Below are 25,082 nucleotides of genomic sequence, written 5' to 3'. Positions count from 1 at the left end.
TCCCGTGGAAATCGGATAGCCGCACGATCACTCCGCCGCCGCGACGGCATCGTTGTGGAATTCTTCGCGATATGGCCTGGCGGTGGGCGGCAGCTCGCGCTTGAGGAAATAGTCTTCGTTGCGCAACTGGCGCAGGAAGGTTGGGATCATCTCGCGATAGCCGGCCAGGATCGACGTCGTCGGCGCCGGCAAATCGTGCTTGATCAGCTCATGCAGCTTCGGCAGCGCGTGGTACGGCACCATCGGAAACATGTGATGCTCGACATGGTAGTTCATGTTCCAATAGATGAATCGGCTGATCGGGTTCATGTAGACGGTGCGGCTGTTGAGGCGGTGGTCGGTGACGTTGTCGGCCAGGCCGCCATGCTGCAACAGCCCGACCATGACGTGATGCCAGGCGCCATAGAGCCTGGGCAGGCCGACCAACATCAGGGGCAGGAACGAACCGGTATAGAGCGCCAGTGCGATGGTGGTGGCATAGATCGCCGTCCAGATGCGGGCGAAGCGGATTGCCCTTGGCTGCTCCTGTTGAGGAATGAAGGTCTTTTCGGCCGCGCTGATGTTGCCGGCCGCGTTGCGCAGCATGTCGCTCATCGCATGCCAGGCATCGAGCACACCGACAAAGGCAAGGACGACGCGAGCCAGGTCCGGTGGCCGCATGACCGAGATTTCCGGGTCGCGGCCGACGATGATGGTGTCGGTGTGGTGGCGCGTGTGGCTCCAGCGCCAGGTCACCGGATTGCGCATGATCATGAAGCAGGCGATCTGGTAGACCACATCATTCATCCACTGCGTCCGGAAGGCGGTGCCGTGGCCGCATTCATGCCAGCGTGAATCGGTGGATGAGCCGTAGAGCACGCCGTAGACGAAGAAGAACGGCACGCACCACCATGTGCCCCAGAACCAGGCGGCGCCGGCGCCGCTGAGGATCAGGGCGGCGAGCCAGATGATGGTATCGCGGATCGCCGGTCCGTCGGAGCGCTGCATCAGCTCCTTCATCTGCTTGCGGGGGATCTCGGTGTGATACCACTCGGCCGCCGACAGGCCGGTCTCGACGGCGAGCTTGGCGTCGCGGCCGATCAGGCTGTAGTCACGCCGGGACGGCGCTGTGGACATGGTTGCCTCCCTCGGCAGGGCATTCGCCAGGCGAATGCCCGATATTCCTACGCTTCGAGGCTGAAAATAGCGCCGACGCATGATTAGACTCAACATCACAAAGATAGTTTCTATCATTTCCTATCAGAATGATGTAAGACGGGGCCAAGCAATCCGATGAGGCAAGCATGGCAAAACGGCCGACCATCACCGATCTGGCGCGCATCTCCGGTGTCAGCGTTGCCACGGTGGACCGTGTGCTCAACAGCCGCCTGCCGGTGCGCGAGGACACGGCACGCCGCGTCTACGAGGCGGCAACCGAGATCGGCTATCACGCCGCCGGCCTGATCAAGCAGCGGATGCGCCATGAATTGCCGGAGTACCGGCTGGGTTTCCTGTTGCTCAAGGGCAATTATGTCTTCTACAGCGAGTTCGCCCGCGAGCTTGAACTCGCCGTGTCGCGGTCGCCGCGTTTCCGAGGTGTCGCCATCATCGACTTCGCGGACTCGCTGGCCCCCGATGAAATCGTCGAACGCGCGCGCAGGCTGGCGGCCAAATGCAGGGCCGTTGCCTTGGTCGGGCCGGATCACCCGACCCTGACGGTTGCCGTCGAGGAGATGAAGGCGAAAGGGCTGCCCGTGTTTTCCCTGCTGTCCGACTTCGCCGCCGGCATTCGCGAGGGCTATGTCGGCCTCGACAACCGCAAGGTCGGCCGCACCGCCGCCTGGATGGTTTCGAAGGCCGCCAAACGGCCGGGCAAGGTCGCGCTGTTCGTCGGCAGCCATCGCTTCCATGGCCATGAGTTGCGCGAGATCGGCTTTCGCTCCTTCTTTCGCGAGCAAGCGCCGGAATTCACCTTGCTTGAGACATTGGTCAACCTGGAAGCCAACCAGATCACGCAGGACACGCTGCTCGACCTTCTCGGCCGCCACCCCGATCTCGTCGGCTGCTATGTCGCCGGCGGCGGTATGGAGGGCGCGGTCGCCGCGCTCAGGCAAGCAAAGCCGGCCGAAATGCCCGCGGTCATCTGCAACGAGATCACAGCCATATCGCGTTCAGCCCTGGCGGACGGCGTCCTGACGATGGTGATCTCGACGCCGCTGGCAGCGCTGTGCCGCGAGCTGGTCGATCTGATGGCACATGCTATCGAAACGGGCGCCGCGAACGCTCCGGGCCAGACCTTCCTGCCGTTCGACATCTATCTGCCCGAGAACATCTAGGCTCTCGACCTTCGGGTTCGGCCGAGGTGCCTTTGACGACGCTTGCGAAGGCCCCGGCTGATCGTCGGGCTGGTGACAGGTGGCAGGCGCCCATCATCCGAAATTCGCGCATCCGGTTTTGGAATCTCCCTTGACGTCCGGAGGCAAAATGGAATAAATATTTCACCAGCTATATATTTTGGTTCTTTCGTTCCGGAACATCTGTTTCAAACAGATGGTTTGACGTTCCAGCAAACGGGAAACGTCACCCGGGACAGAAATAACATCGGGAGAGATTCCCCGGGGAGATCGGGGATTCCGGATAGATCGGTGCAACCGGACACCAATATGTGGAGGAGAAACACAATGAAGAAACTGATTTTGGGCGTCGCTTTCGCGGCGCTGATGAGTTCATCCGCCATGGCCGCCAAGGTCGGCGTATCGATGGCCAAGTTCGACGACAACTTCCTGACCGTGCTGCGCAACGGCATGATCGAGCAGGCCAAGGGCATGAGTGGCGTGGAGCTGCAGGTCGAGGACGCGCAGAACGACGTCGCCAAGCAGCTTGACCAGATCAAGAACTTCGCCGCCTCCGGCGTCGACGCGATCATCGTCAATCCGGTCGACACCTCGGCCACGCAGGCAATGTCGGACGCCGCGGCGGCCGCCAAGATCCCACTGGTCTACGTCAACCGCGAACCGGTCAATGTCGACAAGCTGCCGGAAAACCAGGCCTTCGTCGCTTCGAACGAGGCCGATTCCGGCACGCTCGAGACCAAGGAAGTCTGCCGCCTGTTCAAGGAAGCCGGCAAGAAGGAAGCCAATGTCTATGTGATCATGGGCGAGCTGTCCAACCAGGCCGCCGTGCAGCGCACCAAGGATATTGAAGAGGTGATCGCCACGCCGGATTGCAGCTTCATCAAGATCATCGACAAGCAGACGTCGAACTGGAACCGCGACGAGGCCCAGAACCTGATGACCAACTGGCTGTCGACCGGTAAGCCGTTCGATGGCGTCATCGCCAACAATGACGAGAGCGCCATCGGCGCCATCCAGGCCATGAAGGCCGCCAACATCGACATGAAGTCGGTCGTGGTCGGCGGCGTCGACGCCACCCAGGACGCGCTTGCAGCGATGCAGGCGGGCGACCTTGACGCAACCGTGTTCCAGGACGCGGCCGGCCAGGGCGCGGGCGCGCTGGACGCGGCGTTGAAACTGTCCAAGGGCGAGAAGGTCGAACACAAGGTCTACGTCCCCTTCCAGCTGGTGACGCCTGCGAACATCGACAAGTTCCTGAAGAAGAACTGAGCAGCGGACATAAGGAGCGGCGCACAGAGCGCCGCTCCCCTTTCCCTCAGCGCCGGCAAGGCAGCGAGGGCGACCGCTGCTGACGGAGGATAGAAGATTTGGCACAGACATCTCATGGCGTCGGCGGGGTCGGCTACGACGCGAAGAAGCGCGCGTGGCCTGCCGAAATCAACGTTTTCCTGGCGCTTGTCATCCTCGTCGTCGTCTTCGAACTGATCGGCCGGATCTTCCTCGGCGACAGCTTCCTGTTCAACACCCGCAGCGACGTCAGCGCGATCTTCAACGAGGCACGCCTGCAGATCATCATCCTGCAGGTGTCGATCGTCGGCATCATTGCCATCGGCGTGACGCAAGTGATCATCACCGGCGGCATCGACCTGTCCTCGGGTTCGATCGTCGGCGCGACCGCAATGATCGCCATGAGTTTTGCCCAGGTGGCGACCGTCAACGGCAATCCCAACCCCAAGGCGATGTTCCTCGCGCAAGGCTGGACCGACCTGCCTGTCATCGTGCCGCTGCTGGTCGCGATCAGCTGCGGGCTGTTCGCCGGCCTGGTCAACGGCGCCTTGATCGCCTACACGCGCATTCCGCCATTCATCGCCACGCTCGGCATGATGGTGACGGCGCGTGGCATCGCCAAATGGTGGTCCAAGGGACAGCCGATCTCGTTTCCCACCGACAGTTTCGCGGCAATCGGCAAAGGCCTGATGCCGGTCATCATCTTCCTGTCGCTGGCCGTGCTGTTCCAGCTGATCATGACCTACACCCGGTACGGCAAGCACTGTTACGCGATCGGCTCCAACGAGGACGCCGCGCGCATGTCCGGCATCAAGATCGCCAACCACAAGATCCTCGTCTACGTCATCGCCGGCGTGCTCGCCGCGCTCGCCGCCGTGGTGCTGAGCTCCAAGAACCTCACCGCGCAGTCGGGCATGGGCGTGATGTACGAACTCGACGCGATCGCCATGGCGGTGATCGGCGGCGTCTCCTTGTCGGGCGGCCGCGGCTCGATCGTCGGCACGGTGATCGGCTCGCTGATCTTCGGCGTCATCATCTCCGGCTTCACCTTCCTGCGCCTCGACGCCTACTACCAGGAGATGGTCAAGGGCGTGATCATCGTCGGCGCAGTCGTTCTCGACCAGTGGCGTCAACGCCTTAGGGCAATGAGGGCTTGATCATGGCAGACATCGTCCTGAAGACCGAAAACCTGACCAAGCGCTATGGCGGCGTGCATGCGCTGGAAGGCGCTAACTTCGAGCTGCGCAAGGGCGAACACGTCGCAATCATGGGCGACAACGGCGCCGGCAAGTCGACCTTCGTGCGCCAGATCACCGCCGTCGAGCAACGCACCGAGGGCAAGATCTGGTTCGACGGCAAGGAGGTGAACTTCACCGGGCCGATCGCGGCGCGCGAGGCGGGCATCGAGACGGTGTTCCAGAACCTGGCGCTGGCCGACGACCTCGACGTGCCGTCGAACCTGTTCCTCGGGCGCGAAAAGGTGCTGTTCAATCTCGGGCCGTTCTCGATCCTGGACCGCAAATACATGCGCAAGGCGACCGAGGCGGCACTGGTCCGCACCGCGGTGAAGATCCCCAATCTGTCCAACACCATCCGCCACATGTCGGGCGGCCAGCGCCAGTGCGTGGCGATCGCCCGGACCGCGACCTTCGCCTCCAAGCTCATCATCATGGATGAGCCGACGGCAGCCCTTGGCGTGCAGGAGACCGCGCAGGTCGAAAACATCATCCGCACGCTGAAGGATAATGGCGAGCCGCTGATCCTGATCAGCCACAACATGCGCCAGGTGTTCGACCTTTGCGACCGCATCGTCGTCTTCCGCCGCGGCCGCATCGTCGCCAACCTGCGCAAGCAGGACACCGACGGAAACGATATCGTCTCCTACATCACCGGTGCCAAGACCGGAGAGGCGGAACTCGCGGCCTAGGGCCGGGCAAGGAGGCGGTGGTCACCGCCTTCCTGTCGATGTCGTCTTGACCGGAACATCACCCGCGCCCATGACCGGCGCCTTGCTTCGAACCATCCTCAAAGGACATTCCATGGTACTCCGCTTCGCCCTCCTCGGTGCCGGCCGCATCGGCAAGGTCCACGCCCGCGCCGTCGGCTCCAACCCGCAGGCCAAACTGGTTGCCGTCGCCGACGCCTTCGAGAAGGCGGCGACCGAGCTGGCGACGGCCTATGGCGCCGAGGTGCGCAGCATCGACGCCATCGAAAAGTCCAAGGACATCGACGCCGTCGTCATCTGCACGCCGACCGACACCCATGCCGACCTGATCGAGCGTTTCGCCAAGGCCGGCAAGGCGATCTTCTGCGAGAAGCCGATCGACCTCGACGTCAAGCGCGTCGAGAAGTGCCTGGCCGTGGTCGAGAAGGCCAAGGCAACGCTGATGGTCGGCTTCAACAGGCGCTTCGACCCGCATTTCGCCGCCGTGCGCAAGGCGATCGACGACGGCGCCATCGGCACCGTCGAGATGGTGACCATCACCTCGCGCGATCCGGGTGCGCCGCCGATCGACTACATCAAGCGCTCGGGCGGCATTTTTCGCGATATGACCATCCATGATTTTGACATGGCGCGCTTCCTGCTCGGCGAAGAGCCGGTGGCGGTCAGTGCGCACGCCTCGGTGCTGGTCGACAAGAAGATCGGCGAAGCCGGCGACTACGATAGCGTCAGCGTCATCCTCGAGACCGCTTCCGGCAAGCAGGCCGTCATCTCCAACTCGCGCCGCGCCACCTATGGCTACGACCAGCGCATCGAGGTGCATGGTTCGAAAGGCATGATCGCGGCCGAAAACCAGCGCCCGGTCTCGATCGAGCTGGCCAACGAGAAGGGCTATACGCGCCCGCCGCTGCATGATTTCTTCATGACCCGTTACCTCGACGCCTATGCCAACGAGATCGCTGCCTTCATCACGGCCGCGACGTCAGGCAAGAAGGCGGCGCCAAGCGGCGCCGACGGGCTCGTGGCGCTGAAGCTTGCCGATGCAGCGCTGAAGTCGGCGACGTCAGGCAAGACCATCCGTCTCGACACGGCAAAGTAAAGAACACCAGGTACAGGAGCCCAGCGATGAGCACATCAGCCGGTCGCAATCATGAAACGCGCGCCATCGTCACCGGCGGCGCGCAAGGCATCGGCTTTGCCGTCGCCGAGGCGCTGGCGGACGAGGGCTGCCGGGCGCTGGCGCTCATCGGGCGCTCGCAGGACAAGGGCGACAAGGCCGTCGCCCATTTCAAGAAAGCAGGCGTCGACGCGATCTTCATCAGCGCCGACGTCTCGAAGGTCGCCGACTGCAAGCGCGCGGTCGCGACCGCAATCTCGCATTTCGGCACCATCAACGCGCTGGTCAATGCCGCCGCAACGTCGGCACGCGGTTCGCTGGTCGAGACGAGCGAAGAGCTTTTCGACCAGATCTTCGACACCAATGTGCGTGGACCCTTCTTCCTGATGCAGGGGCTGGTCGCCCACCTCCTGGAGCGCAAGGCGCCGGGGTCGATCGTCAACGTGCTGTCGATGTCGGCGCATGCCGGCCAGTCCTTCCTGACGCCCTATTCGACCAGCAAGGGCGCACTGATGACGCTGACCAAGAATGTCGCCAGCTCCTATCGAGGGAACCGCATCCGCTGCAACGCGGTGCTGCCCGGCTGGATGGACACCGAGGGCGAGGCGATCGTGCAGAAGAAATGGCACGACGCGCCGGACGACTGGCTGGAGAAGGCCGAGGCCGCGCAGCCGATGGGGCAACTGGTCAAGCCGGCGCAACTCGCCCGGCTGATCACCTATATGATCAGCCCGCAGGCCGGCGTCATGACCGGGTCGCTGGTCGACTACGACCAGAACATCGCCGGAGTGATCGGCGAGTAGCAGCAACTGGCCTGACGTCCAGAAACAGCTCGGCTCCTGTTGCCGCTACATCGCCATTGCCGCATAGTCAAGATGGTCAGAAGGTCATGGAGGTCGAGATGCCGCCTGTGCCAAAAGTGGGTGCCATCTGGACGGTCGCCGAGGCAAAAGCCCGGCTCTCGGTGGTTATCGATTGCGCGCAGGCTTCGCCGCAGACGATCACCAGAAACGGCAAGCCAAGCGTGGTTGTTGTCTCGGCCGAGGAATGGCGGCGCAAGACCGCGCGCAAGGGTACGCTTGCCGAGTTCTTGCTGGAGTCGCCGCTGCGCAGCCTCGATCTCGACCTTGAGCGTCAGCGCGACGAACCGCGTGCCCCGCTGCTGTGAGGCTGTTGCTCGATACGAATGTCCTGTCCGAGGTGACAAGGCCGGCGCCGCGAGCGTGGCAAGAGAATCTCTGATGCATCCATATTGGATCACGCTAAGCGGCCATCTTGGTGTCGGCATCACCGCCCGCTCGGAAGCCGATGCCCTGCAACTCTTCGCGCTTGCCTTCGGGTCCGCCGAGAAAATTGTCAGCATCGAGATCATCAAGGACATGAACGATCTCGAACAAAATCACGTCGTGCCCAATATGGGTGGAGCCAACTGGTTTCGACGCGGCATCTGGTTTCCGCAGGGCCACGAGCACATTTCAAATTGAGGGGGACGTGACAAACGCCTCCGCTTCGACTATATGAGCCTCATGATCAACCTGACCGCCACGTATTGGTACTTTAGGAGCTCGCTGGCGGCGGGAGGATTGCGCTCGATCTGAAGATTGCAGCATCAAAATCCGAACAGCCGCCAGACCTGGCGGCTTTTTTGTTTCAGCCGGCAGGTCTCCCAATCAGGAGCAGAAAGCCGTGTTGACCACCACAGATGACCTTCGGGTCAAGGAAAGTACGCCGGACCAGGTGATGCGGGAGATCCCGCGCACGCTGACGGCGACGCGCACCGTTGCCGCGTCACGCAATGCAACCCACGCCATTTTGAACGGGACCGACGATCGACTGCTCGTCATCGTCGGTCCCTGTTCGATCCACGATCCGGTCGCGGCCGTCGATTATGCCAGCCGTCTGGCGGCGCTGCGCGAGACCCTGTCCGACCGGCTCGAGATCGTGATGCGGGTCTATTTCGAGAAGCCGCGCACGACGGTCGGCTGGAAGGGCCTGATCAACGATCCCGACCTCGACGGCAGCTTCAACATCGACAAGGGGCTGCGGATGGCGCGCAACGTGCTCTCCGCCGTCAACAATCTCGGCCTGCCGGCGGCGACCGAATTCCTCGACATGACCACGCCGCAATACATTGCCGACCTCGTCGCCTGGGGCGCCATCGGCGCGCGCACGACCGAGAGCCAGATCCACCGCGAGCTGGCATCGGGCCTGTCCTGCCCGGTCGGCTTCAAGAACGGCACCGACGGCAATCTGCGGATCGCCGCCGAGGCGGTGAAATCGGCCGCCCAGCCGCACCATTTCATGGCGGTGACCAAGGGCGGGCGCAGCGGCATCGCGACGACCACCGGCAATGAAGACTGCCACGTCATCCTGCGCGGCGGCGTTCAGCCCAACTATGACGCGGCGAGCGTCGAGGCGGCCTCGGTCGAACTCGCCCGCATCGGCGTCGTACCTCGGCTGATGATCGATGTCAGCCACGCCAACTCGGCCAAGAAGCCGGAGAACCAGCCCAAGGTCGCGGCCGACGTGGCGGGCCAGGTGGCGGCGGGCGACGAGCGCATCATTGGCCTGATGATCGAGAGCAACCTCGTCGCCGGCCGGCAGGACGTGGTGCCCGGCAAGCCGCTCGTCTATGGCCAGAGCATCACCGATGGCTGCATCGACTGGGCGACCACCGAGACGGTGCTGCACGGCCTTGCCGGCGCGGTCGAGGGGCGGCGCTCGGCACGCCGCGCCATGATCGACAGCCGCCAAGGGGCAGCCTGACAGGCCGGGTATAAGGCGGCGGTGTTTCAGGCTCGGGCCTGGAATTCACGCCGCCTTCAAACCTTGCCAGGCGGTCAGCACCGACACCGCAACCAGCAGCAATCCGGCCGCCCGGCCGGCAAATGCGGTCGCCCGGGGATTGGCGACCACCAGGTTGCGGCTGCGCCCGGCGGTGACGGCAAGCCCGCCATAGACGGCAAACTGCACGGCCACCGTCATCAATCCCATGACGGCCGCCTGTATCCAGATCGGACCATAGGCGGGCTTGAGAAATTGCGGATAGACCGCAAAGACGAAAAGATAGGCCTTGGGATTGATCAGGCAGATCACCAGCCCCTGGCGAAATGCCTTCCATGCGGAGCGGCTGCCGGCAGGCCCCCCGTCGCCGACCTTGATCGAGCTGCGCATCAGCGTCAGGCCGATAAAGGCCATGTAGGCGGCGCCGGCAATCAGCAGCGGATTGTAGAGGACCGGCACGAAATGCATCAGCAGGCCGACGCCGACAGCGCCGTTCAGCGTATGCACCATGCCGCCCAGCATGATGCCGCCGGTCGCGGCGAGGCCTCTGTTGCCTCCGCCGGTCAGCGCATTGGCAAGCACGAAAAGCATGTCCATGCCGGGCACGATGATGATGCCGAACAGGAGGAGGAAGAACAGCCAGAGATTTTCCGCATAGCCCATGTCAGTTGCCTGTCGCCTCGCCCGGCCAAGCCGCTGCGGAATGTGTTGATTTTCAAATCGATAGGCAGTCGTATAGGGCAGCCCTACTGACGATGTAGTGTCAGTTGCGCACGGAGCGGGTGAGGAAATGCGCAAGGCGTCACGGCTGTTCGAGATCATCCAGATCGTGCGGCTGGCGCGGCAGCCGGTGACGGCGGCGATGATGGCCGAAAAGCTGGAGGTGACGGTCCGCTCCGTCTATCGCGATATTGCAGCACTTCAGGCGATGCGCGTGCCGATCGAGGGCGGGCGTGGCATCGGCTACATCCTGCGCCCCGGCTTCGACCTGCCGCCGCTGATGTTTTCGATCGAGGAAATGGAGGCGATCGTTCTGTCGCTGGCACTATTGGAGCGCACGGGGGACAGCGAACTCAAGCAGGCGGCCAAGCGCGTCAGCGCCAAGATCGCCGGCGCGGTGCCGCCGCCCTTGCGCCAGACGTTCGATGCCAATGCGTTGCATGCGTGGGGGTTCGCCGCGCCCTCGGTTGGTGCGGTCGACCTGGCGCTGGTGCGCCGCGCCATCCGCGACGAGGAGAAGCTCGACCTGTCCTATCGCGACGAGCATGGCCGCGCCTCCGAGCGCCTCATCCGCCCGATTGCGCTGATCTATTACGCCGAAACCGCCAACATCGTCGCCTGGTGCGAGTTGCGCCAGGCGATCCGCAATTTCCGCAGCGACCGGATCGAGGATTGCCAGGCGACGGGGCTACGGTTCAAGGGCGAAGGCGATCGCTTGCGGCAGGTCTGGGTGAATGGGTGGGAGACGAACGTCGCCCAGGCCGCAAGCAACTGAGGCGATCCATCGCGAAGCGGACTACCTCACATCCACCCAGCGCTTTTCGTCGAACGAGCGCGCCATCGCATGCACCGTGCGCTCGATCTCCAGCCCTTCGGCGAACTCGATGATCCGCGCCGGCTTGCCGGCCAGCCGCGTCAACAGTTCGTGGCACTCGATGATCTTGAGATCGTTGAAGCCGAGGCCATGGCCGGGCGCCGGCAGGAAGGCGTCGTAGGGCTTGTGGTGCGGCGCCACCAGGATGGTGCGATAACCCTGCTCGGTCGGACGATCGGCGGTGAGGTAGAGCTGGAATTCGTTCATCCGCTCCTGGTCGAACAGGATCGATCCCTTCGAGCCGAATATCTGGATGGCGATGCGACCCTTGCGGCCCCAGGCCGAGCGGTTGACCAGCAGCGTGCCGGCAATGCCGTTTTCCAGATGCATCAGCACGCTGGCGATGTCGTAGGTCTCGACCGCGCGGCGGCCGCCGGCGGCGAGCTTGCGGTCGGCATAGGGCTTGGCCATGTCGCAGATGACGCTGGCGACGCGGCCGAACAGGGCTGAGACCAGCGACAGCGGATGCACGGCGAAATCGTCGAGCGCGCCATAACCGGAAGCCGCTTCGTGCTTCCAGAAGAACAGCGCCTCCGGGTCGGCCATGAAGTCCTCGTCCATCTCGATGCGCAGATGGTTGACCTCGCCGATGACCTTCTCGTCGAGAAGCGCGCCGATGTGGCGGATGGCCGGGCTCTGGATGTAGTTGTAGCCGAGGGCGGCGACCTTACCCGACGTCTTCGCCGCCGCCGCCATGGCTTCGGCCTCGGCGAAGCTCGGCGCCATAGGCTTTTCGCACCACAGATGCTTGCCGGCCTCGAGGATGGCGATGGCCATCTCCGGATGAAACTGGTTGGGCGTGGTCAGCGAGACGATATCGACATCCGGGTCGTTGACGACAGCGCGCCAGTCGCCGGACGCCTTGGCGAAGCCGAACTCGCCGGCCTTGCGCCTGGCGAGGTCCTCATTGACCTCGCCGAGATGGACGAGCCGGGGCTTGGGCACGTCGGGAAAGACGGCGCCGACGGCACTCCATGCGATGGCGTGACACTTGCCCATGAAACCCGTGCCGATGAGACCGACGCCGACCATTTTCCATTTCTCCACTGCCTGAAGCGTTGGATGGATGAATTAGTCCATTTTCTCTTGGAATGGAATGTCTGCCTCATTTTTTATGGCGTTCTTGCGCAGGCTCGCTATGATGGGGCAGAGAGGGTACCCATAGATGAGCCTGGACAGAGCGACGATGGACGAACGGGTACCTCGCGACTTCGAGACGCTGCGCGCCACCATCCTGGACCGGCGCGAAAGCCTGCCCAAGCGCATCGCCCAGATCGCCGCCTACGCGCTCGACAATCCCGACGACATCGCCTTCGGCACCGCCGCCAGCATCGCCGCTTCGGCCGGCGTGCAGCCGTCGACCCTGATCCGCTTTGCCCAGCAGCTTGGCTTCGACGGTTTCACCAGCCTGCAGCAGGTGTTTCGCGAGAGGCTGCGCGAGCGCAACTCGTCCTATGACGAACGCCTGCAGGCGCTGCGTGCCAAGGCTGAGGGCGCCGCCGGTCACCGGGCGATCTTCGATGGCTTCGTCGCCGCCGCCAGCACCTCGCTCAACGACATTTCGCGCACGCTGGACGACGCGCATCTGGAAGACGCGATTTCGCTGCTGGCGAAGGCGGAGACCATCTATGTGCTGGCCAAGCGCCGCTCCTATCCGGTGGCGTCCTACATCGCCTATGCGCTGGGCAAGCTGAAGATCCGCAACCAGCTTATCGAATCGGCCGCCGGGCTGAACGCCGAGATGATCGCATTCGCGACGCCGGCGGACGCCGTCATCGCCATCAGCTTCTCGCCCTACGCGCCGGCGACCATCGAGGAGGCGCGCAGCATTTCGGAACAGGGCGTGCCGATCGTTGCCATCACCGACAGCTCGTTTTCGCCGCTTGCCCAGTTCGCCAGCATCTGGTTCGAGGTGGCCGAGGCCGATTTCGCCGGCTTCCGCTCGCTGTCGGCGACGATGGCGCTGGCCATGGCACTGACCGTCGGCGTCGGCGAAAAACGGCGCAGCACGGGCCGCAGGCGCAAGGCCTAGCAGGCACCTCAAAGACAATTTTAGACTGGGGAATGCTCATTCCATATTGACTATGGATTGGAATTATTATTTCATATTCCCGGCGCCACGCTGCCGCTCGCGCGTGTACCCCAAAATGCGTTGCTCAAGACAACAAGACTGACGGGAGGTTCCAATGAGCGAAGCCGTGGACGCAAAACAGGCGCCGCTCGACGTCATCACCATAGGTCGCGCTTCCGTCGACCTTTATGGCCAGCAGATCGGCTCGCGGCTGGAGGACATCACCTCGTTCGCCAAGTCGGTCGGCGGCTGCCCGGCCAACATTTCGGTCGGCACGGCGAGGCTCGGCCTGCGCTCGGCCCTGCTCACCCGCGTCGGCGACGAGCAGATGGGCCGCTTCATCCGCGAACAGCTCAAGCGCGAAGGCGTTTGCGTCGACGGGCTGAAGACCGACAAGGAGCGGCTGACCGCCTTGGTGCTGCTGTCGGTCGAGGATGAAGGCGTGTCGCCGATGATCTTCTACCGCTCAGATTGCGCCGACATGGCGCTGGCGCCGGAAGACATCGACGAGGCCTTCATCGCCTCGGCGCGCTCCATCGTCGTCACCGGCACGCATTTTTCCCGGCCCAACAGCGATGCCGCCCAGCGCAAGGCAATCCGCATCATCAAGGCCAAGGGCGGCAAGGTGGTGTTCGACATCGACTATCGGCCGAACCTCTGGGGTCTGGCCGGCCATGCCGAAGGGTTCGAGCGCTATGTCAAGTCAGACAGGGTCTCGGCCCAACTGAAGACGGTGCTGCCCGATTGCGACCTGATCGTCGGCACCGAAGAAGAGATCATGATCGCGTCGGGCGCCGATGATTGCCTGAGCGCCTTGAAGACGATCCGCTCGCTGTCTTCGGCGACCATCGTTTTGAAGCGGGGCGCCATGGGCTGCATCGTCTATGACGGGCCGATCAGCGACGATCTCGAGGACGGCGTCGTCGGCAAGGGCTTTCCGATCGAGATCTACAATGTGCTCGGCGCCGGTGACGCTTTCATGTCGGGCTTCCTGCGCGGCTGGCTGGGCGGCGAAGACCATGCGACGGCGGCGACCTGGGCCAATGCCTGCGGCGCCTTCGCCGTGTCGCGCCTGCTGTGCGCGCCGGAATATCCGACCTTCGAGGAGTTGCAGTTCTTCCTCAAGAACGGCAGCAAGCATCTCGCCTTGCGCAAGGACGAGGCGATCAACCACATCCATTGGGCGACCACCCGTCGCCGCGACGTTCCCTCGCTGATGGCGCTCGCCTGCGATCATCGCGTGCAACTCGAGGATGTGGCGGCGAAGGCCGGTGCCGATCCCGCACGCATCCGCGATTTCAAGGTTCTGGCGGTCAAGGCGGCGGCGAAGATCGCCGCCGGCCGTGACGGCTATGGCATGCTGATCGACGAGAAGCATGGCCGCGAGGCGATGTTCGAATTCTCCCGCCATCCCTTCGCCTGGCTCGGGCGGCCCGTCGAATTGCCGGGATCGCGACCGCTGCGTTTCGAGTTCTCGCAGGACATCGGCTCGCAGCTCGTCGAATGGCCGGTCGATCACTGCATCAAGTGCCTGTGCTTCTATCATCCCGACGATCCGGCGGCGCTCAAGGAAGAGCAGCAGCAGAAGCTGCGCGCGCTGTTCGAGGCCGCACGCAAGGTCGGCAGGGAATTGCTGGTCGAGATCATCGCCGGAAAACACGGCAAGCTCGACGACAAGACGATCCCGCGCGCGCTGGAGGAACTCTATGCGCTCGGCATCAAGCCCGACTGGTGGAAGCTCGAACCACAGGCTTCGGCAGCGGCGTGGGCAAAGATCGAAGCGGTGATCCTGAAGCACGATCCGTGGTGCCGGGGTGTCGTGCTGCTTGGCCTGGAAGCGCCGCAGGACGAGCTGGAAGCGGCTTTTGCCGCAACCGCCAAGGCGCCCATCGTTAAGGGGTTTGCCGTCGGCCGGACCATCTTCGTCCACGCGGCCGAACAATGGCTGGCCGGCAAGATGTCGGACGACGAGGCGATCGCCGACATGGCCTCGCGCTTCGAACAGTTGACCGAAGCGTGGCTTGCCGCGCGCGGCCGCAAAGCAGCATAAGAAGGCGCGGCATAGGACTGCGGAGGAAAAACACCATGAGCAAGACAATCCGCCTGACGATGGCGCAGGCGCTGACCCGCTTTCTCAGCAGGCAGATGACCGAGATCGACGGCAAGAAAGTCCCGATCTTCGGCGGTGTCTGGGCGATCTTCGGCCACGGCAATGTCGCCGGCATCGGCGAAGCGCTCTATCAGGTGCGCGACGAACTGCCGACCTTCCGCGCCCACAATGAACAGGCGATGGCGCATGCGGCGATCGCCTATGCCAAGGCCAATTTCCGCCGCCGCTTCATGGCCGCGACCTCGTCGATCGGCCCCGGCGCGCTCAACATGGTGACGGCTGCGGCACTGGCCCACGTCAACCGGCTGCCGGTGCTTTTTCTGCCCGGCGATGTCTTCGCCAACCGCATTCCCGATCCGGTGCTGCAGCAGGCCGAGGATTTCTCCGACGGCACGGCGACGGTCAATGACTGCTTCCGTCCGGTGTCGCGGTATTTCGACCGCATCACGCGGCCCGAACAGATCATCCCGGCGCTCAGCCGCGCCATGCAGGTGCTGACCGATCCGGCCGATTGCGGCCCAGTGACGCTGTCGCTTTGCCAGGACGTGCAGGCCGAGGCCTATGACTATCCCGAGAGCTTCTTTGCCGAGCGCGTCTGGCACCAGCGCCGGCCGCGGCCGGACCGCCACGAGCTTGCCGCGGCGGTGGCAGCACTCAAGGGGGCGAAGAAGCCGCTGGTGATCGCCGGCGGCGGCGTGCTTTATTCGCAGGCCTCGGACGAGCTGGCGAAATTCGTGCAGGGCGCCGGCATCCCGGTCTGCGAGACGCAAGGCGGCAAATCCTCGCTGCCGGACGATCATCCGCTCAACATGGCGGCGGTCGGCGTCACCGGCACCTCGGCCGCCAACCGGCTGGCCGAGGAAGCCGATATCGTGCTGGCCATCGGCACGCGCCTGCAGGATTTCACCACCGGCTCGTGGGCGTTGTTCAAGAACTCCGGCAAGACCATCATCGGCTTGAACGTGCAGCCTTTCGATGCCGGCAAGCACCGGGCGCTGCCGCTGGTCGCTGATGCGGCCGAGGGGCTGGCCGAACTCGGCGCGGCGCTGAAGGACTGGAAAGCGCCGGCAAGCTGGACCGACAATGCGGCCGCCGGCAAGAAGGCCTGGCAGGTGGAGGCGGCCAAGGTGACGGCGTCGACCAACGCCGCCTACCCGTCCGACGCGCAGGTGATCGGCGCCGTGCAGCGCGCGATGGGCTCTGGCGTAACCCTGCTGCACGCCGCCGGCGGCCTGCCCGGCGAACTGCACAAGCTGTGGCAAGCGGGCGCGCCGGGCTCCTACCACGCCGAATACGGCTTCTCGACCATGGGCTACGAGATTGCCGGCGGGCTTGGCACCAAGATGGCGAAGCCTGACGAGGAGATCGTCGTCATGATCGGCGACGGCTCCTATCTTATGCTGAATTCCGAAATCGCCACGTCGGTGATGCTCGGCCTCAAGCTGACCATCGTGCTGCTCGACAACCGTGGCTATGGCTGCATCAACCGGCTGCAGATGGCGACCGGCGGCGCCAACTTCAACAATCTCCTGAAGGACTCGCGCCACGAAATCCTGCCCGATATCGACTTCGCCGCGCATGCAGCGAGCATGGGGGCGATTGCCGAGAAAGTGCCATCGATCGCCGGGCTGGAAAACGCCCTGGAAAAGGCAAGGAAGAACAACCGCACCACCGTGCTGGTCATCGACACCGATCCGCTGGTTTCGACCGATGCCGGCGGCCATTGGTGGGATGTTGCGGTGCCGGAGGTCTCGGCGCGTGCCCAGGTGAACGCGGCGCGCAAGGCCTATGACGAAAAACGGCAGATGCAGACCATTGGCGATTGATGCCAACGCCGGCAAATCCCACCTTTCCCCTCGCGGGGAGGGTGAGCACGAACTGAAAACTGGAGTGACGACTTGAAAGCCAAACTGGGCATGTCCCCCATTGCGTGGTGGAACGACGATCTCGCGGAACTCAGCGATGATGTGTCGCTGGAAGAGTGTTTGCGCCAGTCGCGCTCGGCCGGTTTCACCGGCATGGAGATGGGCCGGCGGTTTCCCAACGATCCCGATGTCATGCTGCCGATCCTGAAGGCGGCCGACGTGACGCTTTGCGGCGGCTGGTTCTCGGGCACACTGATCGATGAGGACATGGGCAAGAACAAGGATCGCATCCAGCCGATGATCGATCTGTTCAAGGCGGTGAACGCGCCTTGCATCGTCTATGGCGAGGTCGGCCGCTCGATCCAGGGCGACCGCTCGAAGCCGCTCGCAACCAAGCCGAAGCTCTCGGACGACGAGATGAAGGCCTATGCGAAACGCCTCACCGAATTTGGCGAATGGTGCGCCGAACAGGGCATGCCGCTTTCCTATCACCATCACATGGCGGCGGTCGTCGAGACCGAACCGGAACTCGATTCCTTCATGAAGTATTCCGGAGCCGGCATACCGCTGCTGCTCGATGCGGGGCACCTGGCCTTTGCCGGCGGCGACGTCCTGCGCGCGATCGACAACCACCACGCGCGCATCAGCCATGTGCATGTGAAGGACGTGCGCATGGGCGTGATCGACAAGCTCGACCGCACCAAGCAATCCTTCCTCGACGCCGTGGCGCTAGGGGCCTTCACCGTGCCGGGTGACGGCTCGCTGGATTTCGGCGCCATCGTGCAGCGGCTCGCGGACCATGGCTACGAGGGCTGGTTCGTGGTCGAGGCCGAGCAGGACCCGAAGAAGAACCCGCCGCTCAAGATGGCTGAGGTGGGCCACAAGGAATTGATGCGGGTGATGACGGCGGCCGGCTACACCGTCGAGACGCAGGGCTTTCCCAATGCCTAGGGCCTCCCCAATGCCCGACGCGCTGGTTCTCGGCGAAGCCGGGTTGCTGTAGGTTGGCCGGATGAAAGATTCCGAGCATCCGTTTTTCCGGCCTTTGTGGCGGCGCGTCGCCGTCGTCGCGGTCTGCGTCATCTGGTCGATCATCGAATTCGCCACCGGCACGCCGTTCTGGGGCGTGATCGCGATCGGCTTCGCCGGCTACGCCGTGTGGCAGTTCTTCTATCTCTACAAGCCGGCCGACGAGAGGCCGGCCGACGAGAGCAAGACAACGGCCGAGGCCGAACCGAAGGAGTAACCGGATGTCGAAGCTGCTGGTGAAGGCCGACAAGGGCCATGGCCGCGTCGCCCATGTGACGCCGAAAACCGCCGGCTGGACCTATGTCGGTTTCGACCTGCATCGGCTGAAGCCCGGCGAGAGCGCTGCTGGAAAAACGGGCGATCGCGAAGTCTGCCTGGTGTTCGTCACCGGCAAGGGCAAAGCGACAGCCGGCGGTAAGGACCTCGGCCTGCTCGGCGAGCGCATGTCGCCGTTCGAGGGCAAACCCTGGTCGGTCTACATACCCGAAGGGTCGGACTGGTCGGTTGCGGCAGACACGGAGCTCGAACTCGCGGTCTGCTCGGCACCGGGCCTCGGCGGCGGCCTGCCGGTGCGTGTGATCAGACCAGAGGATCTCGGCCAGGAGGTGCGCGGCAAGGGCACCAACACGCGCTATGTCACCAACGTCCTGCCGGAAGGCAAACCGGCCGATTCATTGCTGGTGGTCGAGGTCATCACGCCCGGCGGCCACACGTCGAGCTACCCGCCGCACAAGCACGACCAGGACAATCTGCCGGCCGAATCCTATCTTGAGGAAACCTACTATCATCGCCTCAACCCACCGCAGGGCTTTGCCTTCCAGCGCGTCTACACCGACGCCGACAAGAACGGTCATCGCGCGCTGGATGAAGCCATGGCGATCGAGGATGGCGATGTCGTGCTGGTGCCCAAGGGCTATCATCCCTGCGCCGCCTGCCATGGCTACGACCTCTACTATCTCAACGTGATGGCCGGGCCGAAGCGGACGTGGAAATTCCACAACGCGCCCGAGCACGAATGGTTGATGAAGGCCTGACCGGTCGCACGTTTTGGGTGAAGCTGTTGGTCCAGCTTGGAAAAATCGTCGGCTAAGGACCTGCCGGGTCGATTTGCCTTCGAAAACCCTTCAAAGCTTCGTCAATCCGTCATGGAAATCGCCTATGGCAGCGGGGCCAGTGCATGTCGCCCAAAAGTGAGCAGCGGTTTTGGGATTACGACATGCGAAAAACCAAGACTTAAAGCGCGTCGCAGCATTTCTTCAAACGCGGCGCGCTTTAACGAGGACTTCTTCTCATGCGCTACGCCATCTATTTCACTCCCCGGCAGGACGAGCCGCTGGCGCGGATCGCCGCCAACTGGCTGGGCCGCGACCCGTTCGGTGGCGCGACAAGGCCGGTGGAGACGGTGGCCGATCTGTCGGCGGCGGAAGTTGCCTTCCACACCGCTTCGGCGCGGCGCTACGGTTTTCATGCGACGCTGAAAGCCCCCTTCCGGCTGGCTGCCAACGAGACGGAGACCTCGCTGCGCGCGGCACTCGACCATTTTGCCGAGGCAACGCCGGTGGTGACGATCCCGCGCCTTGTCGTCAGCCAGATCGACAGCTTCTTTGCGCTGGTGCCGGAAGGACCGCTGCCTCCGCTCAACCGCTTTGCCGATGACGTGGTGCTCGGTTTCGACCGGTTTCGCGCGCCGTTGACAGAGGCCGAGATCGAACGGCGCAGCCCGGACTCGCTGAAGCCCGCCCAATTCCGCAATCTGTGCCAGTGGGGCTATCCCTATGTCTTCGAGACCTTTCGCTTCCACATGACGCTGTCCGGCCGGGCGGGGCCACAGGAAAGCCCTCGTCTTCGTGCAGCAATCGACAGCCTGTTCGCGGAGGTGCTGCAACAGCCGGTGCTGGTGGATGCGTTGACGCTGTTTGTCGAAACCGAACCGGGCGCACCGTTCATGGTGCTCTCCCATCACGCGCTCGGGCGCCGCCCTGCCAGAAAAACCGCCTGAATAACCGAGCCGGAATAACAAGGACTGCCTGAAATGACCGCCGAAACTGTTCTTACCAACGCGCGCATCGTGCTTGCCGACGAGATCGTCGAGGGTTCGCTGGTGCTGCGCGACGGCTTTATCGCCGGCATCGATGCCGGCACCGGCCACACCGGCGGGACCATGGCCGGCGAGGATATGGGCGGCGACTACATCATTCCCGGGCTGGTCGAACTCCACACCGACCATCTCGAAGGCCACTACGCGCCGCGGCCGAAGGTGCGCTGGAACCCGATCGCCGCCGTGCTCGCCCATGACGCGCAAGTGGCGACGGCCGGCATCACCACCGTGCTCGATGCCTTGCGCGTCGGCATGGACGAGGACGCCGACCTGACATCGGACGACATCCGCAAGCTGGCCGACGCGATCGAGGACAGTGTTCAGCAGGATCGTCTGCGGGCCGACCATTTCATCCATCTGCGCTGTGAGGTTTCGGCGCCGGACTGCCTTAAGGCCTTCGCCAATTTCGACGGCGATGAGCGGGTCAAGCTGGCATCGCTGATGGACCACGCGCCCGGCCAGCGCCAGTTCGTCAACCTCGAAACCTATGCCTATTACTACCAGCGCAAGCTGAAATTGACCGACCGCGACTTCAAGCTGTTCTGCGAAAAGCGGATGGCGGAATCGGCCCGGAATTCGGGACCGAACCGTGTCCATATCGCCGCAGCCTGCCACGAGCGCGGCATCGTGCTGGCCAGCCACGACGACGCCACGACAGGCCATGTCGACGAGGCGATCGAACAGGGCGTGCGCGTCGCCGAGTTCCCGACCACGGAGGAAGCCGCCAGGGCCTCGAAACAGGCCGGGCTTGGCGTCTTGATGGGTGCGCCCAACGTCATGCGCGGTGCTTCGCATTCGGGCAATGTCTCGGCCCGCACGCTGGCCGGCGACGGGCTGCTCGACATCTTGTCGTCCGACTATATTCCTTTCAGCCTGATCCAGTCGGCATTCTTCCTCGGCGACGTTGTCGAAGGCATTTCGCTGCCGCAGGCGGTCGCCATGGTCTCGAAGAACCCGGCCGAAGCGGTCGGCCTGACCGACCGCGGCATCATCGAGCAGGGCCGTCGCGCCGATCTGGTGCGCGTGCGTGTCGACGACCATGTCCCGGTCGTGCGCACGGTCTGGCGGCAGGGACGCCGGGTCGCATGATGGTCTCGGCCTTGATCGAGCGCGAATTGTCCGCCGAGAGGTTTCCGATCCGCGACGGCGTCTTCGTCGCCGTCGTCGGACCGAGCGGCGCTGGCAAGGACACGGTGATCGGCTACGCCCGCGCCCGCTTTGCCGACGAGACCCGGCTGGAGTTCGTTCGCCGCGTCATCACCAGGCCGAGCGATGCCGCGAGCGAGGATCACGACACGCTGGCCGACGCGGCCTTCGTCGAAGCCGAAGCGGATGGCGCCTTTGCCATCTCCTGGGAGGCGCATGGCCTGCGTTATGGCATTCCGGCCGATGTCGACTGGTCGGTCGCCAATGGCCATGTCGCCGTCGCCAACGTGTCGCGCGCGATCATCCCGGTGCTGCGCGAGCGCTATGCCAATCTGGCCATCGTCGAGATCACCGCTTCGCCGGAGGTGCTGGCAGGGCGGCTGGCGATGCGCGGGCGCGAGTCGCGCGGCGAAGTGCTGGCGCGGCTGGCGCGAAGCGCCAGTGTGACCTTGTCGGGACCTGATGTTACCTCGATCGACAACAGCGGCCCGCGCGAGGCGGCCGGTGAACGCTTCGCCGAGGTGCTGCGCAAGGCGATGGCCTTCTCCTACATATCGGGCTTGATCTAGAGCCAATTGGCGCTTCACTTGCTTTTTCGCTGCCACTGGAGCGCTGTATGGTGCTGACGGCATCATGATGCCGGATCGCGATCCCGGGGCAACGACCTTCCAGGAAGAATCTCCATGCAGACTCTGACACCCATCCTTTCGACGATCACGGCGGCATTCCTGGCGTCCTTCGTCGAGGTCGTCGAGGCCTTCACCATCGTGCTCGCCGTCGGGGTGACGCGCAGCTGGCGCCCGGCACTGACCGGCGCCGCACTGGCGCTGGCGCTGCTGGCGGCCCTGGTGCTGACGTTCGGCCCGCTGCTGGCGCTCGTACCCATCACCACGCTGCAGTTCGTCGTCGGGGTGCTGCTGATCCTGTTCGGTATGCGCTGGCTGCGAAAGGCAATCCTGCGCAGCGTCGGCGTCATCGCCCTGCATGACGAGGAGGCGGCCTTCTCCAAGGAAACCGCCGCCTTGCACCAGCAGGCCAACGACCGCCGCGCCGACTACCTCGCCGGGCTGGCGTCGTTCAAGGCGGTGCTTCTCGAGGGCGTCGAGGTGGTGTTCATCGTCATTGCGGTCGGCGCTGCACATGGGCAAACGCTCTACGCCAGCCTCGGCGCGCTGGCGGCTTTTGTCCTGGTGATGCTTATCGGCCTAGCCGTCCACCGGCCGCTGGCGCGCGTGCCGGAAAATGCGCTCAAATTCGTCGTCGGGCTGATGCTGACCAGCTTCGGCATCTTCTGGACCGGCGAAGGCATCGGCGCCGACTGGCCGGGTGCCGATCTCGCCTTGCTCGCAATTTTCGCCATCGTCGCACTGGCGTCGTTTGCCATGGCGCGCTGGCTGCGCGGTGCCTACCCCACACTCACCGGAGGGCTCGCCCGATGAACGTCATTCGTCTTGCGGCCAAGGAATTCTTCGGCATGTTCGTCGATGACGGCAGTCTAGCGCTGCTGGCGCTGGTCCTGGTGGCCATCATCACGGCGGCGGTGAAGCTGCTGGCGCTGCCGCCGCTGCTCGGCGGCGCCCTGCTGTTGATAGGCTGCCTAGCCATCCTGTTGCACAGCGTTCGCCGCGCCGCACGCGGGACCAATCGGTAGGGCTGGCGCGGGCGCTTTAATCCCCAAGCGCAAAGGGTATCAGCGACACGCTGCCAGCCGCACTTTCGCCTGGGGCGAGCACGATGATGCCCTCGTCCGGATCGTTCCATCCGCCCCGGTTGAAAGCGCCGGAGGCGTTGGTCTGCGGCTCGACGCAGAAATATGGCTTTGTCGGGTCGGCGTACAGCATCAGGTGCTTGAAGACGGGATCGGCCTTGATGCGCAAGCCGGCGCCGCGCAGGGGAAAGCAAAGCGTCGCCTCACCCGACCAGCCGCCATAGTCATTGTTGCGCCAGCCGGCGGGCAAAGGCCGGCCGCCGGCGAAGTCGAGTTCGGGCACAAGCGTGATCGGATCGCCGGCAATGCCTTGCGGTTCTTCGAGATAGAACCGCGTCGCCTCGAACTGCAACGTGACGTCCGGGTCGCGATCGAACCAGGGATGCAGGCCAAAACCGAACGGCATGGAAACCGGCCCCGTGTTGGTCAGCGTCATGGTCACGCCGAGCCCTACCTCGGACACCACGAAAGCCTGCGTGGCGCGGTAGGAGTAGGGTTCGACGCCGGCCGCGATATCTAGCGACAGCGTTGCCTGGGCGTCGCTCGCCTCAGCGACAGTCCAGGCGTGTTTCCAGCCACTGCCATGCACGTTTATTGTTTCGGGTGGATTGTTCGGCTGGACCTGCCAGCGCCTGGCTGCGAACTCGAAGGCATTTCCAGCGATGCGGTTGGCGTAGGGCATCATCGGGAACATGGCGACGCCAAGCACGTTGCCCGCTTGCCGATCATCATCGGAAAGCCGGCGCAAGAGGTCGATGCCGCGCCAGCGCAGCGCGCCCACGCTGCCGCCAATGCGCGGCACGAGATCGACCTCGAGCGCCCTGGCCCTGAGCGTCAACAGTTCAGGAACTGCATCCATCGCCTGCCATCCATCCGCCATCGATATCAGGCATTTGGCCCGATGTGCTTGTTCAGTGGATCGCAGAACAACACCACGGCTGCAATCATTTCATCGATACAGAGCTGTGCCGGGGCTGGCGGCTATTCCGCAGCCGCACCGGCCACGTTCTTGCGAGCGGCATCGACCATCAGCCGTCTTGCCCGGAACACGCCCCATTGCTGGTCGACCAGCACGCCGATGAGGATGACGCCACCCATCACCGCGAAATTGAGCGAGGACGGGATGCCGAGGAGATTGACGAGATTCTGCAGTTCCTGCAGCAGCACCGTGCCGAGGATGACGCCGATCAGCGAGCCCTCGCCGCCGCGCAGCGAGAAGCCGCCGAGCACGGCCGCGGCAATGGCATAAAGCTCGTAGAACTGGCCATGGCTGGCCGGCGAGATCGAGCGCGTGTACATGGCGAAATAGATCGCCGACAGCGCCGTCAGTACACCGCAGATGACATAGGCGGCCATGACGACGCGGCCTGTGCGGATGCCGGAGTACTTCGCCGCCTCCTCGTTCTTGCCGATGGCGTAGAGATAGCGGCCGAACACGGAGCGGTGCAGCACCACCCACATGACGATGGAGATGACGATCAGCGCGATGAAGCTGTTCGGCACGCCCCAGGAGCGGCCGGCCGTCAGGAATTCCAGGTCAGGAAAATTCTGACCGAAGGCGAAGCCGGCGGTGCCGTCGGCGGTGTAGAAGCGGGCGACGCCACGATAGATCAGCAGGCCGCACAGGGTGACGACGAAGGGCTGCAGCTTGAGCCGCGTGATCAGCCAGCCATGCACCAGGCCGATGATGGCGCCGAGCGCGATGATCAGCACGAAGGCCAGCGGCCAGTCCAGCTCGCGCACGGCGATGAAGTCGATGAACAGCGTTCCCAGCAAAGCGACAACCGAGCCGACCGACAATTCGATGCCGCCGGTGATGATGACGAAGGCCTGACCGATCGACAGGATGCCGAACAGGCCGATCAGGTTCGAGGTGTTGGCGAGATTGATCGGCAGCAGGAAGCGCGGGTTGATGATCGCCACCACCGTTCCCACCACCAGGATCAGGATCAGCAGGCCGAGATCTTTCTTGCTCATCGTCTTCTCCCCAATGCCGCC

General features: G+C 64.0%; 26 protein-coding genes. 21 read left to right on the top strand and 5 right to left on the bottom strand.

The window, feature by feature from the left end:
- Nucleotides 1-27: 27 nt before the first annotated feature.
- Complete coding sequence (locus AC1DYW_RS03070) at nt 28-1,116, bottom strand: fatty acid desaturase family protein (RefSeq protein ID WP_477225077.1); 1,089 nt, start codon at nt 1,114-1,116, stop codon at nt 28-30.
- A gap of 167 nt (nt 1,117-1,283) precedes the next feature.
- Between AC1DYW_RS03070 and AC1DYW_RS03065 the strand changes: the two genes are divergently transcribed.
- The 9 genes from AC1DYW_RS03065 to AC1DYW_RS03025 all read left to right on the top strand — a co-directional run bounded on the left by AC1DYW_RS03065 (nt 1,284) and on the right by AC1DYW_RS03025 (nt 9,445).
- Nucleotides 1,284-2,315: a LacI family DNA-binding transcriptional regulator gene (locus AC1DYW_RS03065; protein WP_477225076.1), complete on the top strand. Its 1,032-nt coding sequence runs from the start codon at nt 1,284-1,286 to the stop codon at nt 2,313-2,315.
- 345 nt (nt 2,316-2,660) lie between these two features.
- Nucleotides 2,661-3,602: a sugar ABC transporter substrate-binding protein gene (locus tag AC1DYW_RS03060; protein ID WP_095083253.1), complete on the top strand. Its 942-nt coding sequence runs from the start codon at nt 2,661-2,663 to the stop codon at nt 3,600-3,602.
- Between the two features lie 98 nt (nt 3,603-3,700).
- Complete coding sequence (locus AC1DYW_RS03055; RefSeq protein ID WP_477225075.1) at nt 3,701-4,777, top strand: ABC transporter permease; 1,077 nt, start codon at nt 3,701-3,703, stop codon at nt 4,775-4,777.
- Between the two features lie 2 nt (nt 4,778-4,779).
- On the top strand, nt 4,780-5,547 hold the full coding sequence (locus AC1DYW_RS03050) for an ATP-binding cassette domain-containing protein (RefSeq protein WP_477225074.1): 768 nt from the start codon (nt 4,780-4,782) through the stop codon (nt 5,545-5,547).
- A 112-nt stretch (nt 5,548-5,659) separates the two neighbouring features.
- Nucleotides 5,660-6,661 carry an inositol 2-dehydrogenase gene (iolG, locus tag AC1DYW_RS03045; protein WP_477225073.1) on the top strand — a complete coding sequence of 334 codons (1,002 nt, stop codon included), beginning with the start codon at nt 5,660-5,662 and terminating at the stop codon, nt 6,659-6,661.
- Nucleotides 6,662-6,687: 26 nt separating this feature from the next.
- On the top strand, nt 6,688-7,482 hold the full coding sequence (locus AC1DYW_RS03040; RefSeq protein WP_477225072.1) for an SDR family oxidoreductase: 795 nt from the start codon (nt 6,688-6,690) through the stop codon (nt 7,480-7,482).
- Nucleotides 7,483-7,568: 86 nt separating this feature from the next.
- Nucleotides 7,569-7,847 carry a type II toxin-antitoxin system Phd/YefM family antitoxin gene (locus AC1DYW_RS03035; RefSeq protein ID WP_477225071.1) on the top strand — a complete coding sequence of 93 codons (279 nt, stop codon included), beginning with the start codon at nt 7,569-7,571 and terminating at the stop codon, nt 7,845-7,847.
- Nucleotides 7,807-8,163, top strand: coding sequence for a hypothetical protein (locus AC1DYW_RS03030; RefSeq protein ID WP_477225070.1), 357 nt, complete (start codon nt 7,807-7,809; stop codon nt 8,161-8,163). The genes AC1DYW_RS03035 and AC1DYW_RS03030 overlap by 41 nt, the downstream gene beginning before the upstream one ends.
- A gap of 202 nt (nt 8,164-8,365) precedes the next feature.
- Nucleotides 8,366-9,445: a 3-deoxy-7-phosphoheptulonate synthase gene (locus tag AC1DYW_RS03025; RefSeq protein ID WP_477225069.1), complete on the top strand. Its 1,080-nt coding sequence runs from the start codon at nt 8,366-8,368 to the stop codon at nt 9,443-9,445.
- A 45-nt stretch (nt 9,446-9,490) separates the two neighbouring features.
- On the opposite strand, the gene AC1DYW_RS03020 is transcribed toward AC1DYW_RS03025, so the two are convergent.
- Entirely contained in the window at nt 9,491-10,126 is a 636-nt protein-coding gene (locus AC1DYW_RS03020) for a LysE family translocator (protein WP_477225068.1), read from the bottom strand.
- Nucleotides 10,127-10,253: 127 nt separating this feature from the next.
- On the opposite strand from AC1DYW_RS03020, the gene AC1DYW_RS03015 reads away from it, so the two are divergent.
- Entirely contained in the window at nt 10,254-10,958 is a 705-nt protein-coding gene (locus tag AC1DYW_RS03015) for a helix-turn-helix transcriptional regulator (protein WP_477225067.1), read from the top strand.
- Between the two features lie 21 nt (nt 10,959-10,979).
- On the opposite strand, the gene AC1DYW_RS03010 is transcribed toward AC1DYW_RS03015, so the two are convergent.
- Complete coding sequence (locus tag AC1DYW_RS03010; RefSeq protein ID WP_477225066.1) at nt 10,980-12,089, bottom strand: Gfo/Idh/MocA family protein; 1,110 nt, start codon at nt 12,087-12,089, stop codon at nt 10,980-10,982.
- A 154-nt stretch (nt 12,090-12,243) separates the two neighbouring features.
- Here AC1DYW_RS03010 and AC1DYW_RS03005 point away from each other — a divergent pair, with 154 nt between their 5' ends.
- The 11 genes from AC1DYW_RS03005 (at nt 12,244) to AC1DYW_RS02955 (ending at nt 23,027) form a co-directional block, all read left to right on the top strand.
- Complete coding sequence (locus AC1DYW_RS03005) at nt 12,244-13,089, top strand: MurR/RpiR family transcriptional regulator (protein ID WP_167392076.1); 846 nt, start codon at nt 12,244-12,246, stop codon at nt 13,087-13,089.
- 154 nt (nt 13,090-13,243) lie between these two features.
- A complete protein-coding gene (locus tag AC1DYW_RS03000; RefSeq protein ID WP_477225065.1) occupies nt 13,244-15,178 on the top strand; it encodes a bifunctional 5-dehydro-2-deoxygluconokinase/5-dehydro-2-deoxyphosphogluconate aldolase in 1,935 nt (644 codons plus the stop codon).
- A gap of 35 nt (nt 15,179-15,213) precedes the next feature.
- Nucleotides 15,214-17,064 carry a 3D-(3,5/4)-trihydroxycyclohexane-1,2-dione acylhydrolase (decyclizing) gene (iolD, locus tag AC1DYW_RS02995; protein WP_477225064.1) on the top strand — a complete coding sequence of 617 codons (1,851 nt, stop codon included), beginning with the start codon at nt 15,214-15,216 and terminating at the stop codon, nt 17,062-17,064.
- A gap of 72 nt (nt 17,065-17,136) precedes the next feature.
- Nucleotides 17,137-18,054, top strand: coding sequence for a myo-inosose-2 dehydratase (gene iolE / locus AC1DYW_RS02990; RefSeq protein ID WP_477225063.1), 918 nt, complete (start codon nt 17,137-17,139; stop codon nt 18,052-18,054).
- A gap of 61 nt (nt 18,055-18,115) precedes the next feature.
- Entirely contained in the window at nt 18,116-18,349 is a 234-nt protein-coding gene (locus AC1DYW_RS02985) for a DUF3329 domain-containing protein (RefSeq protein ID WP_477225062.1), read from the top strand.
- A 4-nt stretch (nt 18,350-18,353) separates the two neighbouring features.
- Nucleotides 18,354-19,166, top strand: coding sequence for a 5-deoxy-glucuronate isomerase (gene iolB, locus AC1DYW_RS02980; RefSeq protein WP_477225061.1), 813 nt, complete (start codon nt 18,354-18,356; stop codon nt 19,164-19,166).
- A gap of 257 nt (nt 19,167-19,423) precedes the next feature.
- Complete coding sequence (locus tag AC1DYW_RS02975; protein WP_095083282.1) at nt 19,424-20,131, top strand: DUF1045 domain-containing protein; 708 nt, start codon at nt 19,424-19,426, stop codon at nt 20,129-20,131.
- Between the two features lie 33 nt (nt 20,132-20,164).
- Nucleotides 20,165-21,319: an alpha-D-ribose 1-methylphosphonate 5-triphosphate diphosphatase gene (locus tag AC1DYW_RS02970; RefSeq protein WP_095083284.1), complete on the top strand. Its 1,155-nt coding sequence runs from the start codon at nt 20,165-20,167 to the stop codon at nt 21,317-21,319.
- The gene (phnN, locus tag AC1DYW_RS02965; RefSeq protein WP_477225060.1) at nt 21,316-21,945 is read left to right on the top strand and encodes a phosphonate metabolism protein/1,5-bisphosphokinase (PRPP-forming) PhnN; all 630 of its coding nucleotides are present in this window, start codon (nt 21,316-21,318) and stop codon (nt 21,943-21,945) included. The genes AC1DYW_RS02970 and phnN overlap by 4 nt, the downstream gene beginning before the upstream one ends.
- Before the next feature lie 114 nt (nt 21,946-22,059).
- Nucleotides 22,060-22,815: a COG4280 domain-containing protein gene (locus AC1DYW_RS02960; RefSeq protein WP_477225059.1), complete on the top strand. Its 756-nt coding sequence runs from the start codon at nt 22,060-22,062 to the stop codon at nt 22,813-22,815.
- Nucleotides 22,812-23,027: a hypothetical protein gene (locus AC1DYW_RS02955; protein WP_477225058.1), complete on the top strand. Its 216-nt coding sequence runs from the start codon at nt 22,812-22,814 to the stop codon at nt 23,025-23,027. Before AC1DYW_RS02960 ends, AC1DYW_RS02955 begins: the two co-directional genes overlap by 4 nt.
- A 16-nt stretch (nt 23,028-23,043) precedes the next feature.
- Here AC1DYW_RS02955 and AC1DYW_RS02950 read toward each other — a convergent pair whose 3' ends face one another.
- Nucleotides 23,044-23,943: an aldose 1-epimerase gene (locus AC1DYW_RS02950; protein ID WP_477225057.1), complete on the bottom strand. Its 900-nt coding sequence runs from the start codon at nt 23,941-23,943 to the stop codon at nt 23,044-23,046.
- Between the two features lie 122 nt (nt 23,944-24,065).
- On the bottom strand, nt 24,066-25,061 hold the full coding sequence (locus tag AC1DYW_RS02945) for an ABC transporter permease (RefSeq protein ID WP_095083296.1): 996 nt from the start codon (nt 25,059-25,061) through the stop codon (nt 24,066-24,068).
- Between the last annotated feature and the right edge of the window lie 21 nt (nt 25,062-25,082).

The organism is Mesorhizobium sp. P2_D5 (assembly GCF_056404355.1).
The sequence above is the reverse complement of the archived record's forward strand: the minus strand, read 5'-3'. Positions and strand labels throughout refer to the sequence as shown.

Coding starts and splice junctions, on each gene's coding strand:
- AC1DYW_RS03070 (WP_477225077.1), bottom strand. CDS start 1,116: ATGTCCACAGCGCCGTCCCGGCGTGACTACAGCCTGATCGGCCGCGAC.
- AC1DYW_RS03065 (WP_477225076.1), top strand. CDS start 1,284: ATGGCAAAACGGCCGACCATCACCGATCTGGCGCGCATCTCCGGTGTC.
- AC1DYW_RS03060 (WP_095083253.1), top strand. CDS start 2,661: ATGAAGAAACTGATTTTGGGCGTCGCTTTCGCGGCGCTGATGAGTTCA.
- AC1DYW_RS03050 (WP_477225074.1), top strand. CDS start 4,780: ATGGCAGACATCGTCCTGAAGACCGAAAACCTGACCAAGCGCTATGGC.
- iolG (WP_477225073.1), top strand. CDS start 5,660: ATGGTACTCCGCTTCGCCCTCCTCGGTGCCGGCCGCATCGGCAAGGTC.
- AC1DYW_RS03040 (WP_477225072.1), top strand. CDS start 6,688: ATGAGCACATCAGCCGGTCGCAATCATGAAACGCGCGCCATCGTCACC.
- AC1DYW_RS03035 (WP_477225071.1), top strand. CDS start 7,569: ATGGAGGTCGAGATGCCGCCTGTGCCAAAAGTGGGTGCCATCTGGACG.
- AC1DYW_RS03020 (WP_477225068.1), bottom strand. CDS start 10,126: ATGGGCTATGCGGAAAATCTCTGGCTGTTCTTCCTCCTCCTGTTCGGC.
- AC1DYW_RS03015 (WP_477225067.1), top strand. CDS start 10,254: ATGCGCAAGGCGTCACGGCTGTTCGAGATCATCCAGATCGTGCGGCTG.
- AC1DYW_RS03010 (WP_477225066.1), bottom strand. CDS start 12,089: ATGGTCGGCGTCGGTCTCATCGGCACGGGTTTCATGGGCAAGTGTCAC.
- AC1DYW_RS03005 (WP_167392076.1), top strand. CDS start 12,244: ATGGACGAACGGGTACCTCGCGACTTCGAGACGCTGCGCGCCACCATC.
- AC1DYW_RS03000 (WP_477225065.1), top strand. CDS start 13,244: ATGAGCGAAGCCGTGGACGCAAAACAGGCGCCGCTCGACGTCATCACC.
- iolD (WP_477225064.1), top strand. CDS start 15,214: ATGAGCAAGACAATCCGCCTGACGATGGCGCAGGCGCTGACCCGCTTT.
- AC1DYW_RS02985 (WP_477225062.1), top strand. CDS start 18,116: ATGAAAGATTCCGAGCATCCGTTTTTCCGGCCTTTGTGGCGGCGCGTC.
- iolB (WP_477225061.1), top strand. CDS start 18,354: ATGTCGAAGCTGCTGGTGAAGGCCGACAAGGGCCATGGCCGCGTCGCC.
- AC1DYW_RS02975 (WP_095083282.1), top strand. CDS start 19,424: ATGCGCTACGCCATCTATTTCACTCCCCGGCAGGACGAGCCGCTGGCG.
- AC1DYW_RS02970 (WP_095083284.1), top strand. CDS start 20,165: ATGACCGCCGAAACTGTTCTTACCAACGCGCGCATCGTGCTTGCCGAC.
- phnN (WP_477225060.1), top strand. CDS start 21,316: ATGATGGTCTCGGCCTTGATCGAGCGCGAATTGTCCGCCGAGAGGTTT.
- AC1DYW_RS02960 (WP_477225059.1), top strand. CDS start 22,060: ATGCAGACTCTGACACCCATCCTTTCGACGATCACGGCGGCATTCCTG.
- AC1DYW_RS02955 (WP_477225058.1), top strand. CDS start 22,812: ATGAACGTCATTCGTCTTGCGGCCAAGGAATTCTTCGGCATGTTCGTC.
- AC1DYW_RS02950 (WP_477225057.1), bottom strand. CDS start 23,943: ATGGATGCAGTTCCTGAACTGTTGACGCTCAGGGCCAGGGCGCTCGAG.
- AC1DYW_RS02945 (WP_095083296.1), bottom strand. CDS start 25,061: ATGAGCAAGAAAGATCTCGGCCTGCTGATCCTGATCCTGGTGGTGGGA.